Raw genomic sequence first — 16750 nt, 5'->3', positions numbered from 1 at the left:
AAGGCTCCGAGTCGAACACGCCGAAGTCGTTGAGCTCCGGCACGATGACAATCGACGAAGACCACGGGAAGCGGGGGCACGTCACGGTGACCACGTTGCAGGGGCCGGCCTGGAGCGTCCAAGGGCTCGACATCGCCGCCGGCCGATACCCCCTCGCGGTTGAGCGGCATGTGATGCGCATGGCCGACCTACTCGTCCCCGGGGTGACCACCGTGACCCCGCACGCGCGGTACTACGCGCTCCACACGCTCATCGCGGACGAGGCGGCGAGTCACGAACTTGAGGAGGACCAGACCCGCCAGCTGCTGCGCCGCGCCGAGGTGGCCCTGGCTGCGGTGTCATGGGCACACGACCACGGTGACGTCGGCCTGCCACGGGCCCACGGGGTCGATGCGCTGTCCTCCCGGCTGCGGAGCGGAGGTGTAGACGTCGCGACGGCCGCCCAACCGGGTAAGGACGGCTACGTCCGCAACTCCTGGGGCTTCTGGTTCCCCTACTTCGCCTCCGAGGTCGCCCTCGGCATCCTCGACGCCAAGGGGATGCCGACGCCGGGCGAGGCCTGCGACGGCGCGGCTGTCCGGGACGGGCTGGGCGATCTGCTGGAGCTGGCCGGCCGCGCGGAGCTGATCGTCGACGACCTGCAGTCGTACGCGCACTTGTGCGTCTGCGCCGGCGGCGGCGCCGCCGACGGCCGGTGGCTCGCCCGACTGTTCTGCGGCACCGCCGACGCCGACCCCCGCTCGCCGGGCGGAGCCCGGCGGGAAACGATCCGGCTGATCACCCGGGTCATGCAGACCCACCCGATCAGCAATCCCACCGCCGACGTCGGACCGGTCGTCGCCTTCGGCGACTTCATCACCGCCGACGAGATCGCGGGCAGCCTGGCCGTCACGGCGGCCTGGCGTGGGGTGGTCCTGCGCAATTACAGCGTCGGCGCCTGGCGGCGGCTGTGGTCGTGGCTAGTCGGGCAGGTCACCGGGCTCACTCCCGCAGCCACGGTCGCCGACCTTTTCGCCGACGCCCTGCCCGACACCACCGTGCAGGCGTTCCTCGACGGCCTCCCCCCGACCCAGGCGGCACCCGGCGCCCTGGCGCCAGCCGAACTCCAACTGCGGCACAGCGACCTGCCGCTCCCGCTGCGGGAGCTGTCCGTGCTCGCCGTGAACTCCCACCGCGCGCACGAACTCGACGGCCATGTGCTCGACGCCTTCCTCGGAGACCGCCGCGGCGTCGACCTCGCGCCCGAATGGACCGCCCGCCGCCTCGCCGACGCAGCCTCCGGGTCACTGCGGGACTTCGCCCGCCGGCTAACAGTCGACCTGCTTGCCCGCGCGCAGCGCGTCGCTCTGGGCAAGGCCCGGCGACGACCCGACGGAAGCCTGTGGCTGCCGACCCGGCTGCACGAACGCGGTGAGCTGCTGTACAAGACCAGCGACGAGGGCCGCGGCGATGTCGGTCTGCGGCTGGACCAGCTCACCACCGTCCTCGCCGGCGCCGGGGTCCTCACCCGCGTCGACGACCAGTGGAAGGTGACCGCCGCCGGGGAGGCACTCCTTGGCTGAATCCATTCCCGCCCACGCCCAACCGCTGCTCGCATCACCGCTCAGCCTCCTGCTGGAAGAAGAGGGGCGCGGCGACCGGCAGGCCGAAGAAGTCCTGCTGCTGACCTACACCAGCGACCTGGGGTTCTTCGAGGCGTTCGGCCTTGGGGCGGCGCAGGCCTGCGGCGCCCGCGTCAGCATCGTCAGCGACGCGCGGATGAGCGCACCCGACCCGCGTGCGGCTCGCCGAGCCGGGCGCACCTACCTGCCCGGTCAGGTGATCTGCGACGGGGCCTTCCACCCAAAGCTCGTCCTGATCGCCGGGCCCAGGCGGGTCACCGGGGCCATCGGCTCCGGCAACACCACGATCGCCGGCTGGCAGGCCAACGCGGAGCTGTGGACGGTGCTGCGCGGCGACGAGACGTCCTGCCCCTCCGCGCTGGCCGACCTTGCGACGTGGCTGCGGCGGCTCCCGGACTTCGTGCGCTGCTCTCGCGGTGTGCCGGAGGCGCTCGCTCGCGCCGCGGCGCACCTCGAGGCGCTGGTCGCCGGCACAGCTGCCGTCAGCGATGACGGCATCAGACTGGTGTCCACCAGCCCTGGAGCCATCTTCGACCAGCTGCCCAGTGGCCCGGTAGAAGAACTGTGCCTGTGCGCGCCGTTCCACGACCCGGGTGCCGTGGCGCTGCGCGCGCTGATCGAACGCCTGCGGCCCGGCACCGTCCGAATCTGCTACCAGCCCGAGCTCACCCAACTCGACGGCCCGGCCATCGCGGCCCTCGCCGCCAACATCGACATCGAGCTCCGAATCGACGCCGAGCAGCGATACCGGCACGGCAAGCTCATCGAGTGGGCTACGGAAGGGACCCGATGGGCGCTGACCGGTAGCCCCAACCTATCCGGCGCGGCACTGCTGCGCGGCCTCAGCACGGGCGGCAACTGCGAGCTTGGCGTCATCACACCCATCGCCGAAACATTGCTGCCCGCCGGCGGCAGGGTGCCGCTCGCAACGGTGCACGAGCAGCGTTTCGTCATCCGCAGCCGAGGCGGCGGGCCGCCGCTGCTGCTAGGCGCAACGCGGGTCGAGCAGGGCCTGCATGTGCTGTTCGCCCGCCCGCTGCCTCGCGGCGCTCACCTTGAGTTGTCGCACGCCGCTAGCCCCCCGGAGTCATGGGAACGCGCTGGTGATGTGCCCGCCGGCGTTCTTGAGATCACCCTGACCGTCCCCGCGGACGGCGGAAGCCGAATTCGGCTGGTCACCGTGGCCGGCGAGGGGATGGTCAGCCACAGCAACATCGTGTTCGTTGTCGACCCGATCCGGGTTCTCCAGCGGGCAGGCGCGAACACGGCGCGTCCCCCCGACACCCGAGCCGATGACTTGTTCGCCAACAACCCTCGGCTCGCCGAACGCGTCCTGGCCGACCTCGCCGCCCTCGCTGAAGAACTCCCACCCGCACCGCTACGGGTCCCGGCCGCCACGGCCGCCGACGATGGACGCGTCACCACACGGGCAGACAGCGCCGACGGCTGGGAGGCCTATCTGGACAAGTGCGCAGGGCGGATCGGGCACCCGCTGCTGCGGTTCGCGCTCGGGCTTCCCGTGCTGCCCGGCGGCGCGGACGCCGCGTTCGAGCCAATGCTGCGGGTCTCGTGGGCCGACGAGACCGTTTCCGACGCCGAGGCGGGGCTGGCCGACGAGAACATCGACGAGGTCGCCGCCGAGCAGGAGCTCGACCAGACCGCTCTGCCGCCGCTCGTCCCGGACCTCACCGGCGCCGCTGCAACGGTCCACCGCCGGTACCGCCGCTGGGCGCAGCGACTCACCGAGCTCGCCCCCCAGCTTGGCGCGCCCGGCCGGATGCTCGTCACCCGCCTCCTGCTGTGGACCGTCGCCGCCGGCGCATGGGACCGCGAGGATCACGCGTGGGTGCGGCTGCTCTCCTCGGCACTGCAGTCGCTCGGCGGCGCCAATCTCCCAGCGCAGGCCGAGCCGCAGGTGGCCAGCCTCGCCGCCGTCGGGTTAAGCGTGCTGAGGGCCGAAGCCCCGCGCCGCGCGCACACCGAGGAAACGATTGCCTTCGACAAGGCGGCCCAAGCCGTGGCGCATCTGCTCCCGGCCGCCGAGCCTGACTACGTCGAGGAGTACGCCCGGGTGCTGGGGTCGGCCTTCGGCGCCGCCGTCGCACCTGAGTCGATCGAGACGCTCGCCTCTGACGTCGTGCAGAACGATCCCGTTGACGACGCGCTATGGGCACTCGTCGAGCTGAACCGCGACGCGCACCGACACGGGCAACGGCTGCTGCACGTCGTCGGGTCGTCCGGCAACCCGCTGTGGAGAGCCCTTGAGGCAGTCGGGCACGCCCAAGACGCTGGACTGGTTGGCGCGTGGGCGAGCTCGACCCGCGGCCGGTGGATGCTGTGCCTCTGGCGGCGGCCCGACCTGTACACGGTCGAGGGCGGCGAGGACCGGCCGCTGTGGCGGCACTACCGCCTCACCGGACTGGCTACCCCGCTCAGCCTCGCCCATGAGCGAAGCCTTGACGGCGCGACGGAGCTGCGAAACGTGCCGCTCATCGATCCCATTCCAGAGGCCCGAACCGCCCTTGAGCAGCTCGGCCTTAAGGCGCCGCAGCCGCCGGCGAATTGCATTCCATGACGACATCCAGCCTCGCCGCCTACGAGAGAGGATCGTGCAGCAAATTGCGAACGGCTCTCGAACTGCAGCAGGCGCCGGATACCGCGACCTGGAGCCTAACTCGCTGCAGGCTCACATCTGCCCGTTCGACTGGACCTTGAAGCTTGTCGCGTCCTGGACCATGCCCACGCTTGTGAGGCGGAAGGACTTCGTCGCGCCACCTGGCAATCCGTTCACGGCACCGTCCGCTGTGCCAACAATGCGCCCGGCCCCGTCGAGGAAGGTGGCGCCCAGGAGAACAAGGTTCAGCGCGATGCTGGACTCGTTGGTCAGCTCTCCCACCACGTCCGTACTGAAGGGCGTGTCCAGACGACGGAGCCTCGAGGCCACGAGAGTGCCCGTGAGACGGATCGTCTCGAGTTGCTGCTCGGTCGGATCTGCCGCCTGACCTGCACGGTCGCGAGGGAGGGCTGGCTCTACCGCCAAGTCGCTGGCAGTGAGGGTCGGCCGATCAAAGGTGCCCACGGTCCGCCACTGCTCGTGCTCGGTGTCCACGGTCAGTCCGGCATCACGGAGCCGGGCGGCGAAGTCCCTCCGGGACTCCACGTCGTCCCGCAACCGGATCGTGTGGATCCCTGCGGTGTCGCTGAGGCCACGGTCAGCAGAACGACCACGGCATCGGCCATGCTCATGCCGGCCCTCACAATGTCCCCGGTGTAGGGCGTTCCACCCCCACCGGCCTGGCTGGCCGCTTCCCGCCACGTGACCACTCGCAGGTCGAAGGCGCGCAGCAGCTGGATGAGCGCGTCGCGAGCCTCATGGTCACGGCCGTGCACCAGGAAGATGATTCGGTTGCTCACGCTGCTCCTCGAGTCGGGCTGTCCTGTGGCGCGCGCGGCCACGACGGAGAGCGGCGGCGCATCCGCGCCGCCGAGCGTCTGGGACGGGGGATGGGCCCGGGTCCAGAAATCTTCCACGTCGGCCGCTCCGCGGAAGCGGCGGACACGGCGATCGATACTGAACGACCATGCATCCGGCGCCACACCGTGGCTGGCGGCCTTCCAACCCCAGTTCTCCATCCGAAGCAAAGCGCCTACCCGGGCCAGCAGCAACGCACGATCCGCGACGGGCAGCTGCACCTGTCGGGCTAGGTCGGACGCGGTGAAGAGGAGTTCGGCGTCTCGATCGTCCGCCGGTGGCTCCCAGGCTCGCCGCACTCGGGCGGCCAAGGCAACCGCGATAACAACCAGTCGCAGGTCCTCCGCGGAGCCCTCTGCCGCCGCAGCCCCGGCGAGGGTCAAGCCGACGGTCTCCTCATCGGAGGTCACCCGCCCCGGATGAACGCCGTAGAGCAGCGGAGCTGGCACGTCGGGCAAGGCATCCTCAAAGGCGAGGTCATGAAGACGATCCAGCCGATCGGCGACCTGTCCCACCGTCGGCCAGTTGCCCAGCTTCTCGAACAAGTCCCAGACGCCCTGAACCAGCCGTCTGCCGTCGTCAGATGCTGGTTTCGGCATCGCTGGCACTCAGCGATTCTGGCGGACCACGGCGTCGTCATGCGGCGAAGCGGGGTGCCATCGCCTCCATCTGCTCGATGACCAAGCGAATCGCTTCGGGCTGCTGATCCGGGGGGTAGTTGTGGCTTACCAGGAGCCGCTTGATGGACGAGCGCAGCTTGGCCCGGACGTCGTCGCGTACGGTCCAGTCGGTCTTGACGTCGCGTCGCATGACGGCGACCAGGTCGCGGGCGATGTTCGCGAGGACGTCGGAGCCCTGCAGGTCCACAGCTGACTCGTTGCTGCTCACCGCGTCGTAGAACGCCAGCTCGTCCACCGAGAGCGGGGGGTCGAACGAAGCCCCCCGGTCCGCCTCGGCGGCGACGTCGTGCGCCATCTCGATCATTGCGGCGATGATCTCGGCCGAGGTCAGCTGCTGGTTGGTGTACTTGTTCATCAGCTCCTGCAGCCGCTGTGAGAACGCTCGTTGGCGCACCAGGTTGTGCTGCGTCGCGGCGTCGGACTCGGAGACCAGCAGGTCTCGCAGCGCTTCGATCGCCAGGTGGGGGTTGGCGGCCTCCTGGACCGAGGCGGTGTACTCGGGGGTCAGGTCGGTCAGTTTCGGCCGCTCCATGCCTGCGGCCTCGTAGATGTCGAGGATCTCCCCGGTGGCGGTCGACGAGGCCACCAGGCCGGCGAGCATCAGCTCGATCTCGGCGGGCACCGGGCGTCCCTCGGCCATGCGGGCCGCGGCGTCGAACTTGCCCATCCACACGCGCACCTCCTCGTAGAACTGCGCGGCGGCGCGCAGCTCGGGGAGGGTGGTGCCGCCGGCAGCCAGCGCCCAGGCGCGGGACAGCGAGTTGGCCAGTTCCCGGAAGCGGTCGACCAGTGGCTTCTGGTCCTCGCCGACCTGGTTGCCCGGTGTGGCCGGCGAGCGGACGTAGTTCGTCAGCCCGAGCAGGGCATCGCGGTAGCTGCGCTTATCGCCGGTCAGCTTGGACCGCCACGGATAGCCGGCAGACAGCGCGTCGAGTTCACCGACCAGCCGCCGGGTGAGTTCGACGGACTCCTCGACGTCGCGCCCCACCGGTCGGTCGGTATGGTCCCGCACGGTGTACTCGGCGAGCGCCGCGGCGAGGTTCTCGGTGATCGGTGCGTAGGCGACCAGTAGTCCGGCGTCCTTGGCCCGGAACGTGCGGTTGACCCGGGCCAGCGTCTGCATGAGCAGCGCTCCCCGCAGCGGGCGGTCGAGGTAGAGCGTGTGCAAAGGGGGCGCGTCGAACCCGGTGAGCATCATGTTCTGCACGATCACGAGCTCCAGCGGGTCTTCGCCGGCTTCTTCCTTGAGCCGCGCCTGGATGACCTTGTTCTGCGACCCGCGGCGCACGTGCGCGGAGACCGGCGGCTGGTCCGTCGCATTTCCGGAGTAGACGACTTTGATCACGCCGCTATCAAGGGCATCGGAGTGCCAGTCGGGGCGTAGCGCGACGATCTCGTCGTAGAGCCGAGCGCAGATCTCTCGGGTGGCGCCCACGATCATCGCCCGGCCCGACCGGCCGAGGAACGGCCGGACGGCGGCGCGGCGACGCTCCCAGTGCTTGACGATGTCGGCCGCCAGGGTCTTCAGCCGCGCCGGGGCCCCGTAGACGGCGTTGAGGGCGGTGACGGCGGCTTCGACCCGGGCGCGTTCGACATCGTCCAGACCCGTGGTCGCCTCGTCGGCTGCGGCGTCGAGGTCCTCGGCGGTGACGTCCGCGGTGCGTTCGACGGTGATGAGCCGGGGCTCGAACACGACCGGGACGGTGGCGCCGTCGGTAACGGCACGGGTGAGGTCGTAGGTGTCGATGACCGGGCCGAACACCTCGGCGGTGTTGCGATCGGCCTGCGCGATGGGGGTGCCCGTGAAGGCGATGAAGGTCGCGTGCGGCAGGGCGTCGCGGATGTGCCGAGCGAACCCGTCCAGGTCGTCGTAGTGGCTGCGGTGTGCTTCGTCGACGATCACGATGACGTTCCGCCGGTCGGACAGCAGCGGATGGGCCTGGCCGGTTTGGCGTTCGGCGTCGGTGCGACCGAACTTCTGCAGGGTGGTGAAGTAGATGCCGCCGGTGTTGCGGTCAGCCAGTGCGCTGCGTAGCTCCTCGCGGGTGCCGACCTGCACCGGGCTCTCACGCAACAGCCGCGACACGGTGAAACCGGTGTAGAGCTGATCGTCGAGCTCGGTGCGGTCGGTGACGACGATGAGGGTGGGATTGCCCAGTTGCGGATGCTCGGCGACCGCGTGAGCGTAGAGCTCCATCTCCATCGACTTGCCGGAGCCCTGGGTGTGCCAGACGACGCCGGCCCGACCGTCGCTGCGAACGGCGTCCACGGTGCTGCCAACGGCCTTGGTGACGGCGAAGTACTGGTGCGGCTTGGCGACTCGCTTGAGCCAGCCGTCGCCGACTTCGTCGAAGGCGACGAAGTTGCGCAGCAGCTGGCCGAAGCGTTCCTGGTTGGCGAGGCCGTCGATGAGCACGTCGAGAGCGACCTGAGCGTCCTGGTCGGTGGGGTCGTCCCCGGTGGCGACGACGATGCCGTCGTCGTCGACGTTCCAGGGGGCGTAGTGGTTGAGCGGGGTGAACGGGGTGCCGTACCTGGCGGCGATGCCATCAGTGATGACGGTGAGCACGCAGCCGCGGAAGGCCAGCGGGAACTCGCGCAGGTAGGTGACCAGCTGAGCGTGGGCAGAGGAGAGATCGGCGTGCTCAGCGCCGGCCCGCTTGAGCTCCACGATGAGCACGGGGATGCCGTTGAGGTACAGGACGACGTCGAAGCGCCGCTCGACGTCGTGATCGCGGATGGTCACCTGCCCGGCGGCGAGGTACTCGTTCTCCTCGATTCGGTGGCTGATGACCCGGATGGTGGGGTTCTGCTCGACGCCGTCGGCGTCGGTGTAGGTGAGGCCGCGGAAGCCGCCGACCATGATCTGGTGCAACTGGAAGTTCTCGGCGAGCGAATCCGCCGACTGCGGCGCGAGGATGTCCGCGACGGCCTGCTCGCGGAACTCCAACGGGACCTGCGGGTTGAGCCGGTGGACGGCGGCGAGCAGCCGGCCACGGCAGAACAGGTCGCTCCAGCTGGTGCGGCCGTTGTCGGTGCCCGGCGCGATGGCCTTGCCCTCGACGTGCTGCCAACCGTGCTCGGCGAACTGGTCAAGCGCGATGGCCTCCCAGTCGGCCTCAGTGAAGGTCATCGTGCGTCCCCCATGTCCTCGACGATGCGGTAACTCTGGTTCTTGGCGTTGCGGTCCCGGGTCTGCTCCACCTCGCCCCGTTCGCGCAGGGCGCGCAGCCTGCGGTGGACGGCGTCGTAGCTCATCCCCAGCGCCGCCTGGAGCCCACGAGCGGTTGTGTGCCCGGCACGGATGGCCTGCTTAATCGCGTCGAAGTCGGCCTCGATGCCGCGCCCGGCCTCGGGCTCGGCCTGAACGGTGGCGACGGGAAGTTCCACGTCGTCGACCAGCTCGTAGCTGGCGTACCGCTTGCCGCCGCTGCTCGTGGCGAGGCCCCGGTCGACCAGGTCGCGAAGCGCCGAACCGGCAGCGATGCGGTCGACGCCCCAGGCTTGGAGCATTCCGTTGGTGACCCGACCGCTGCTACGCATCATCGCCAGCGCGAGGTGCTGGGCGTCGGTGAGTCTGTCCTGCTTCAGGGAGCCGATCCACTCGACGACGTCCACGTCGAGCAGGGCGTGTCGAGGAACCCGCACCCCGACATCCGCCGGGGTGACGTGGAAGTCCGGCGGGCTCATCCCCGCCTGGCGCAGCTGCCGGACGACCGAGGGCAGGCCGGATCCGCGGTTCTCGCACAGCACCCGCCCAGGCTCGCCGGGCAGCTCGACATCGGCGAGCAGGCGGGCGAGGGTGGCGTTGCGGGACGTCGACACCTGGTCAGCAGTGCCCAGGGTGTGTGCACGGTTCGACCCGAACAAGCCTCCCGGACTCCGTACGACGAGGCGGTCGGGATAGAGCTCCACCTGGACGCGCATGCCTCGGGCAGCGGGGCTGTAGTCGCGATGCATGACCGCGTTGACCAGCAGTTCGCGGAACACCTCGAGTGGGTAGTCGTAGCGGTCGACCCGCCCGAGGTCGGTCACCACCGACGCCGAGCGCATGTTGCGGCGCAGGGCCTCGCCCGCCTCCGAGACGATGAGCGGGAGGGGGCCGACGAGGCTCAGGTTGTCGAGGAATCGTTTGCCGTCGGGGCTCTTGTCGCCCATGGCGAGCCCGGGCAACGCGACGAAGGCCACGAACAGCTGCGGGAAGAACTGCTGTGGGTACACGCCGAGGGCCAGCAGGCCGGCCATGGTCGGATGGACGTCATCCTTGACCCGGGTCAGCGCGCCGAGACGGATGAGGGCCTCGACGTCGTCGATCCCGGCGATCGATCGAGGCGAGCGCTCCCGCACACGTCGCAGGAGCGCCGCGACGAGATCAGGGTCCAAGTCGTCGACCGAGGCGCCGGTGACAGGTTCGGTGTCGTGTGTGGGTTGACCGCGGTTGGACAGGAACTGCGTGATCTCGTAGTGGGTCAGGCGGAGATCGCCGTCCCCGGTGCGGATGAACGAACCCTGGTACTCCCCGCGAGCCTTGACGAAGCAGGGCTTCTCGACCGGATCAAGTTCGGGTACGTCAGCACGCACGAGAAGGCCGCCGTCAATCTCTTCGATGTCCACCGGCACCCGTAGTGGTGGCTCCATAAGGTTGGCGCAGGCGTGGACGAGGGCGTCCCTGATGCGATCCGCGGCGAATCCGGGCGCCGGGGCGAAACCGGCGCGTTCGTCCAGCCCGAGGAGGATGGTGCCGCCGTCGCCGTTGGAGAAGGCGCTGAGTGTCTCGACCAGGTCCTTGGGCAGGCCGCCCGCGGCTGCCTTGACCTCGACGTCGGCGAGGTCGGTTCCGACCCGTCGCAGCCGTACGATGATCGCGGACGTCTCCACTTGGCTCCTCTAGTTGTCGCGACAGCTGGCTCCGACCTGCCGATCCGCGCTGACTCTTGCGTCGACTCTTGCGCATGGTCTTGCGATGTCGCAAGTGCGCAAGAGTCGGCGCAGGACTTACAGGGTGTCGCCCACTCGGCGCTGCGCGTCACGGACGCGGACCTTGCCCGACATCAGCAGCGGCAGCAGCTCGTCCCGCGTCACCGCCAACCGCTCTCGCTCGAGCTCAGCGGCCAAGGCGGCGTCCCACAGACCGGTCATCATGCCGTCGATGCGCTCGACGACCTCGGGTGACGGGATGGCGACTGGCTGATCGAGGTGTCGCCGCTGGATGTGGCCCATCGTCGTTGCCTTGTCCGCGGCGATGGCCTTGAACTCGGCCAGCTTGCTGCGGACGGCCTGGTTGACCAGCCACAGCGGCCAGCCACGGTCCGCGACAACCTTGAAGATGTGCTGATTGATGATCGCCTCGGCCCGAAACCAGCGCGCTGCCGTCAGCGAACCCGACCAGGCGAACAACAGGTCGCCCGGCCTCGCCACGTGGTCGTCAGTGACCTCGATGTCGTTGTACACCGTGGACTCACCCAGGCCCGAATTTAGCTCCGCGATGCGGATGACGACTCGACCCTTGCCGCTGGCACCCTTCGTGAAAGCTTTCCCGTTGACGAAGCGCGCAAGGGAGGACAGTGTCGCGGTCTCGGTCGCCGCTGACGCATATGCGGCGGCTGCGAGCGCGTCCGCCTTTTCAGCGACAATCGAATTGGCGACGATCTTGTCGTCGAGGCAACCGAGGATTTCGGTGATCGCCTTTTGCGTTCGCCGACAGGGCAGCAGGGCGTGAAGCGCCTTGGCTTCCGGATAGTACATTGTCTGATGTGTAGTGCCATGGGCGAAGCGTCGAATACTGTCCTGTTCCAGCATGAGGACGTAACGGAGGTACGCACTTGACACCTGGGGTCCGCACACCCAGTTGACAAAGTCCTGACTTGTAGCCATAGGACGAGTTGTCTCGACGACGAACCCCACTGACGCCGTTCTAGAAAGGCAAACGGTACCTGCTGGCAACAGCCGGGCGGAGGAGTTGTCCAGGCCGGCTTGGCTAATAGTCTCCCGCGTGCTTGAGATTCGCCTGCCATGGTTTGCGGTAGCGTCACGGATACCGATCCACGGGATGTCGCCGTCCCAGTACTCGGGATGCGAACGACTGGGTGTATGCCCGCTTTCAAGTTGAGCTACATCGGTCAAGTTGGTCCACACGAACCCTTCGGGCTCGGGGATTAGTGGGCGCCCGACGCTCAATGCGATACGTCCTGGAATGACCGCTTGCGTTGCGTCGCGCCCGCCGGTCCGCGTCGGAGTGCTCACGTGAGGCGCTCCAACTGGGTGCGGACGAGCTGTTCGAGGCGCTGGCTTTCGTCGAAGGCAGCCAGCAACTCGGTGCGCAGCCGCTCAATCTTCGCGTCCAGCGGCTCGCCGTCTTCCTCAATTGCAGCCAAGCCGACGTACCGGCCGGGCGTCAGCGCGTAGTCGGCTTCCTTGATTTCGGCCAAGGTGGCGCTTCGACAAAAGCCGGGCACGTCCTCGTACGTCTGCCCCTTCGCGGTCGCCGACGGTGAACCCCGCCAGGCGTGGAAGGTGTCGCCGATGCGCACGATCTCCTCGTCCGACAAGGCACGTTCGGCCCGGTCAACCAGATAGCCGAGCTCCCGGGCGTCGATGAACAGCACCTCGCCGCGCCGATCCACCGATCCGTGCGCGCCCGCAGCCTTGTCGCGGGCGAAGAACCAGAGGCACACCGGGATGCCGGTCGAGCGGAACAGCTGCGTCGGCAGCGCCACCATGCACGAGACCAGGTCGGCCTCGACGATCGCCGATCGGATGTCGCCCTCCCCATTGCTCTGCGACGACATCGAGCCGTTCGCCATCACCACGCCGGCTTGCCCACCCGGCGCCAGCTTGGAGATCACATGCTGGATCCACGCGTAGTTCGCGTTGTTCGCCGGTGGCACCCCGTACACCCAGCGCGGGTCGTCGGGATTGCGCGTCCAGTCCTTGACGTTGAATGGCGGGTTGGCCAGCACGTAGTCCATGCGCAGGTCGCCGTGCTGGTCGCGGGCGAACGTGTCGCCCCACCGCGCGCCCAGCCCCTTGTTTTCGATGCCGTGGATGGCGAGGTTCATTTTCGCCATTCGCCACGTCTCCTCGATCGACTCCTGACCGAAGATCGCGATGTCCTTCGGGTCGCCATCGTGCTCGCGAAGGAACCTGTCCGTCTGCACGAACATCCCGCCCGACCCGCAGCACGGGTCATACACCCGCCCCTTGCTCGGCTCCAGCACCTCGACCAGCACCCGCACCACCGACGGCGGCGTGAAGAACTCCCCACCCCGCCGCCCTTCGGCCCGGGCGAAGGTCCCCAGGAAGTACTCGTACACCTCGCCCATCAGATCGCGGGCCCGGTGCTCACCCTGCCGACTGAACCGCGCGCTATTGAACAGGTCCACCAGCTCACCGAGCCGCCGCTGGTCGATGTTGTCGTTGTTGTAGAGCCGCGGCAAGGTGCCCCGCAGGCTCTCGTTCGCCACCATGAGCGCGTCCATCGCGGCCACGATCAGCTCGCCGATTGTTCGGTCGGGCTCGAATCCCTCGGCCGGCTTGCCCTTGGCGTACTGCGCCAGGTATGTCCACCGGGCGACGGGGGGCACCACGAAGACGCCGTAGCCCTGGTACTCCTCGCGGTCATCGATGATCGAGGCGATCTGCGCCTCGCTCCACCCGTCGGCCAGCGCGTCTATGCGGATCTGCTCACGCCGCTCGTCGTAGGCGTCGGAGACGTACTTAAGGAAGACCAGCCCCAGGATCACGTCCTTGTACTGATGGGCCGACAGCGAGCCGCGCAGCTTGTCGGCGGCCTTCCAGAGGGTGTCCTTGAGCTCCTTCACAGTCGACGGCTCTGCCGGAGTCTGATTCTGGGCGCGTGGAGGCACTTATTCACCTGTTCTCTGCGGGTGCGGTCTGCTGATCGGTCGGAGGGACGGCGAGCGAGCCAGCTGCCACCCCGGCGACCGCGGCGGCAGCCCACGTGTCGAGGGCCCGCTCGTGCCGGTGCAGCTCGTAGCGGTACGAGGCGACCTCAGCCAGGCGGGCATCCAGGGCCTCCGCCTCGGCGCGAGAGAGAGCGGGCACGTCCCACGTGCGCCACTCGCTGCCCGGCACCGACCGGTTGATCCGCTCGGCCAGCACGTGCGGACCCACCGGGGCGTTGTCGGCCAGCCGCAGGATGCGGCTCGGGGTGGCCACCAGGCTGCCGCCCCGGGTGTCGACGATGGCCCGCGGCCGAGGCTTTTCGATGAAGACCACGTCACCGGGCTCGGTCCAAGTGGCCCGGGCGTACCGGTCGCGCGCGTAGAAGGGGTCGAGCCGCACGTCTGCGTCGGCGCCGTCCGCGGAGAGCACGTGCACCGTACCGCGGGGGTCTGCACCGGCCGGGTCGATCCGACTGCCCTGGCGCAGGACGAGCCGCTTGTCGTTCACCAGTTCGCCCAACGACAGCCAGCGGACCACCGGTCGGGCATGGCAAGCAGCCACCGAGGTATCGAGGGGCGGCAGCGGCCGTTCCAGTTCCCGGGCGGCGGAGTGCGTCGTCTCCAGGTGGTCGTCGCCTGTGTGCAGGCGCACTGCCCGCGTGCCGCGTGGCACCAGCGGCCCGCCGGCCAGTACCCGATCGAGTGCACGTGGGCGCAGGTAGCGATAGGTGCGGGCCTCCGTCGGCAACGGCCCGCTGGTCGTCAGCGGTGCCATGGCCTGTGCGACGTCGGCGGCGAGATCGTCGAGGTCAAGATCGACGCCGTCCAGGTCGGCCAGCCGGGCCTCAGTGCGACCGGTGCCTTGGGTCAGCACCCACACGGCAGGGCTCTGCCGGTGCGCCGCCTTCCACAGGCCGCGCGGCAGCCGGAGGGCAGTCGCCAGCGGTCCCGGCCGGAGCGTCTCTGCCCGCGCCCGCTCGACGGACCCCACCAGGGCGTCGGTCAACGCGGTCGCCGGGCCCAGTACCACGGCGACATCCCCCGGACCGAGGCTGACCACCACGTCGTCAGCGGAATGCAGGACGTCGTCGGTCGCCATGCCGAGCAGTGACCGGACGCGGACGATGGGCACGCTGCCCGGCTCCGGGAGGACCGGCCATTGCAGCGCGGCGGCGCGACGGCGCAGACGGCGGGCCGCGACACCGGCAGAGTCTTCGATCAGCACGGCCGGGAAGTGCGGGGCCAGGACTTGATCGAACTGCAGGTCACCACTGGCGTCGAGCACCGCGCCGGTGCCTGCGTGATCGCGGCAGGCAGCGGTCACGCAGGCGACGAGCGACACCAACTCGGGAGCGCAGCCGCGGTGCCCGGCGCCGCGAGCGAGCCGACCGCCGTCCAGCCGGGCGAAGGCGTCCTCGGCGCCGAACGACGCGGCCATCAGCTCGTCGACGTGCCCGGGCAGGTCCGGGTGCCAGCTCTGCTCCCTCGCCTCGCGCAGCAGGAAATGGTCGTCCTGATCGACTTCCCCGGCGAGCGTGACCAGCTCGGCGGGGCCCAGACTTGCGAGGTCCGCGCCGGTCAGCACGGCGAGTGTAAGCAGTAGCTCGGCGGACTCGTGGCCAGCCGCGACCGGGGCAGCCAAGGTGGCCGCGTCCACGGCTGCCTCCGGATTCTTGCCGCGGCCGGTCGCCGCGAGATATGCGACGACGTCATCGAGGGCGAAGTGCTCGACCGTGTCCACCACGGCGACCGCGGCCGGGAAGGGGACCACGGCACCGCGCACGGAGGTGCGGCGCCGCCACATGGAGACGACGGCGCGTTGGACACCGGCCAGGGCAGCGATGTCCGGCAAGGTGAGCAGACGCGGCGGCGCGGTCTCCGTCATCATCCGTCACCTCCCGCGGCCTTGAGATGACCATACTCGGACGCACCTCAGCGTCGATCTGAGGCGCTGATAAGCGGCCCTATCGGTGAGCAGCAATAGTTTGACCAAGAAGGATGACAAGCTTCTCGTGGGCTACCGGCCGGGGGCCCTCGCCGTCTGGAGCCACGCCATGAACCAGCCTCAGTTTCCCCAGCAGCACTCGGTCCACGGAGTGAGGCGCAAAGTCGCCGACGATGCGGGCGGAGGACCGATCATCGACGCGTACCGCGAGCTGCAGGAGCTCGGACACTTCGGGACGCACGGGCTTCGGCTGCTCCTCGAGCTGGTGGGCCAGGAGGTGCACCGGTTCCCGGTCCTCCTCGCCCCCGGGGCGACCTGGAACTCGGACACGGTGGCCGACTGCGCCCAGGAGTTCTTCGCCGCCAAGGGGCCAGCGGTGACCGCCGCCCTACTCGCCCAGGTGACCGACGTCGCGTCGATGGCCCGCTACCTCCGCCGGTCGGTCCGGCACTTCCTGGTGGACTGCGCGCGCGACACCGACCTCGGAGCGATCCGCCGCAAGATCGAAGATCTCCTCTCGGCGACGGAGGCGTTCGCCCGGGTCCCGCCGGGCGCTCTGGGCGCCGGGTGGTGGCAGCTCGCCGGTGACCCGCTGCCGCCCTACGGCGGAGACCTGCAGCCCCTCGTCGCCGCGGCGTACGCGGTGCCCGACGTGCAGGCCGTCCGCTGGTCGGGGCCCCGGCGGAGCCCGCTGGCCAGCGACGCCTCCCTGGTGGAGATCCTCCGGGCCGTCCTGAGCGCGGCCACCGGCTCGCTGGAGGTGGCCCAGCTGACCGCGGTGCTGGTGCGGCGCTTCCCCGCCGCGGTCGAGTACACCGACGCCAGCCTCGAGGAGCAGACGTTCGAGGCGGCCGCCGCGCCGCTCGAGGACCGCCCCGACGTGTTGCTCGAGGTCAGCGACAGAGCCCAGGAGGTCTACGCCCAACTGTCGCCGGCGCAGCGCGCGCTGCTGCCGCATCTCGACAAGCCGAACGGCGAGCAGGCGCAGATTCTTGGCCTGGGCCGCAGCCAGACCTACGCCGCGAGCGGCAAGCTGAAGGCGGTGCTGGTCGAGCTGGTGCCCGACGACGGTCTGCGCGCCGAGGTGACGCTGGAGCTGTACCGGCTCTGCGTGGTGAACCCGTGAC

10 protein-coding genes are annotated in these 16750 nt (G+C 69.4%); 3 read left to right on the top strand and 7 right to left on the bottom strand.

Annotation, left to right across the window (positions count from 1 at the left end; all coding sequences use genetic code 11):
• Positions 1 to 179: 179 nt before the first annotated feature.
• Together DQ238_RS06655 and DQ238_RS22720 are read left to right on the top strand one after the other, a co-directional pair.
• Positions 180 to 1562: a hypothetical protein gene (locus DQ238_RS06655; protein ID WP_147263019.1), complete on the top strand. Its 1383-nt coding sequence runs from the start codon at positions 180 to 182 to the stop codon at positions 1560 to 1562.
• The gene (locus tag DQ238_RS22720; protein WP_158550724.1) at positions 1555 to 4197 is read left to right on the top strand and encodes a hypothetical protein; all 2643 of its coding nucleotides are present in this window, start codon (positions 1555 to 1557) and stop codon (positions 4195 to 4197) included. Before DQ238_RS06655 ends, DQ238_RS22720 begins: the two co-directional genes overlap by 8 nt.
• 111 nt (positions 4198 to 4308) lie before the next feature.
• Here the strand turns inward: DQ238_RS22720 and DQ238_RS06635 are convergent, their stop codons facing one another.
• The 7 genes from DQ238_RS06635 to DQ238_RS06605 all read right to left on the bottom strand — a co-directional run bounded on the left by DQ238_RS06635 (position 4309) and on the right by DQ238_RS06605 (position 15563).
• Positions 4309 to 4731, bottom strand: a complete 423-nt coding sequence (locus DQ238_RS06635) for an FxLYD domain-containing protein (RefSeq protein ID WP_147263018.1) — start codon at positions 4729 to 4731, stop codon at positions 4309 to 4311.
• Positions 4732 to 4733: 2 nt separating this feature from the next.
• A complete protein-coding gene (locus DQ238_RS06630) occupies positions 4734 to 5693 on the bottom strand; it encodes a TIR domain-containing protein (protein ID WP_113780512.1) in 960 nt (319 codons plus the stop codon).
• Between the two features lie 37 nt (positions 5694 to 5730).
• Positions 5731 to 8907: a type I restriction endonuclease subunit R gene (locus DQ238_RS06625; protein WP_113780511.1), complete on the bottom strand. Its 3177-nt coding sequence runs from the start codon at positions 8905 to 8907 to the stop codon at positions 5731 to 5733.
• A complete protein-coding gene (locus DQ238_RS06620; protein ID WP_113780510.1) occupies positions 8904 to 10652 on the bottom strand; it encodes an ATP-binding protein in 1749 nt (582 codons plus the stop codon). The genes DQ238_RS06625 and DQ238_RS06620 overlap by 4 nt, the downstream gene beginning before the upstream one ends.
• A gap of 117 nt (positions 10653 to 10769) precedes the next feature.
• Positions 10770 to 11909 (bottom strand): restriction endonuclease subunit S, encoded by a 1140-nt coding sequence (locus tag DQ238_RS06615; protein ID WP_233495782.1) that lies wholly within the window; start codon positions 11907 to 11909, stop codon positions 10770 to 10772.
• 104 nt (positions 11910 to 12013) lie between these two features.
• Positions 12014 to 13594 carry a class I SAM-dependent DNA methyltransferase gene (locus tag DQ238_RS06610; protein WP_233495769.1) on the bottom strand — a complete coding sequence of 527 codons (1581 nt, stop codon included), beginning with the start codon at positions 13592 to 13594 and terminating at the stop codon, positions 12014 to 12016.
• A gap of 49 nt (positions 13595 to 13643) precedes the next feature.
• The gene (locus DQ238_RS06605; RefSeq protein WP_147263016.1) at positions 13644 to 15563 is read right to left on the bottom strand and encodes a hypothetical protein; all 1920 of its coding nucleotides are present in this window, start codon (positions 15561 to 15563) and stop codon (positions 13644 to 13646) included.
• A 211-nt stretch (positions 15564 to 15774) separates the two neighbouring features.
• Between DQ238_RS06605 and DQ238_RS06600 the strand changes: the two genes are divergently transcribed.
• Positions 15775 to 16749: a hypothetical protein gene (locus tag DQ238_RS06600; RefSeq protein WP_147263015.1), complete on the top strand. Its 975-nt coding sequence runs from the start codon at positions 15775 to 15777 to the stop codon at positions 16747 to 16749.
• Position 16750: the final 1 nt, after the last annotated feature.

Source organism: Geodermatophilus sp. TF02-6 (genome assembly GCF_003319115.1).
GTDB lineage: Bacteria > Actinomycetota > Actinomycetes > Mycobacteriales > Geodermatophilaceae > Geodermatophilus.
The sequence above is the reverse complement of the archived record's forward strand: the minus strand, read 5'-3'. Positions and strand labels throughout refer to the sequence as shown.

Coding starts and splice junctions, on each gene's coding strand:
- DQ238_RS06655 (WP_147263019.1), top strand. CDS start 180: ATGGCCGACCTACTCGTCCCCGGGGTGACCACCGTGACCCCGCACGCG.
- DQ238_RS06630 (WP_113780512.1), bottom strand. CDS start 5,693: ATGCCGAAACCAGCATCTGACGACGGCAGACGGCTGGTTCAGGGCGTC.
- DQ238_RS06625 (WP_113780511.1), bottom strand. CDS start 8,907: ATGACCTTCACTGAGGCCGACTGGGAGGCCATCGCGCTTGACCAGTTC.
- DQ238_RS06605 (WP_147263016.1), bottom strand. CDS start 15,563: ATGACGGAGACCGCGCCGCCGCGTCTGCTCACCTTGCCGGACATCGCT.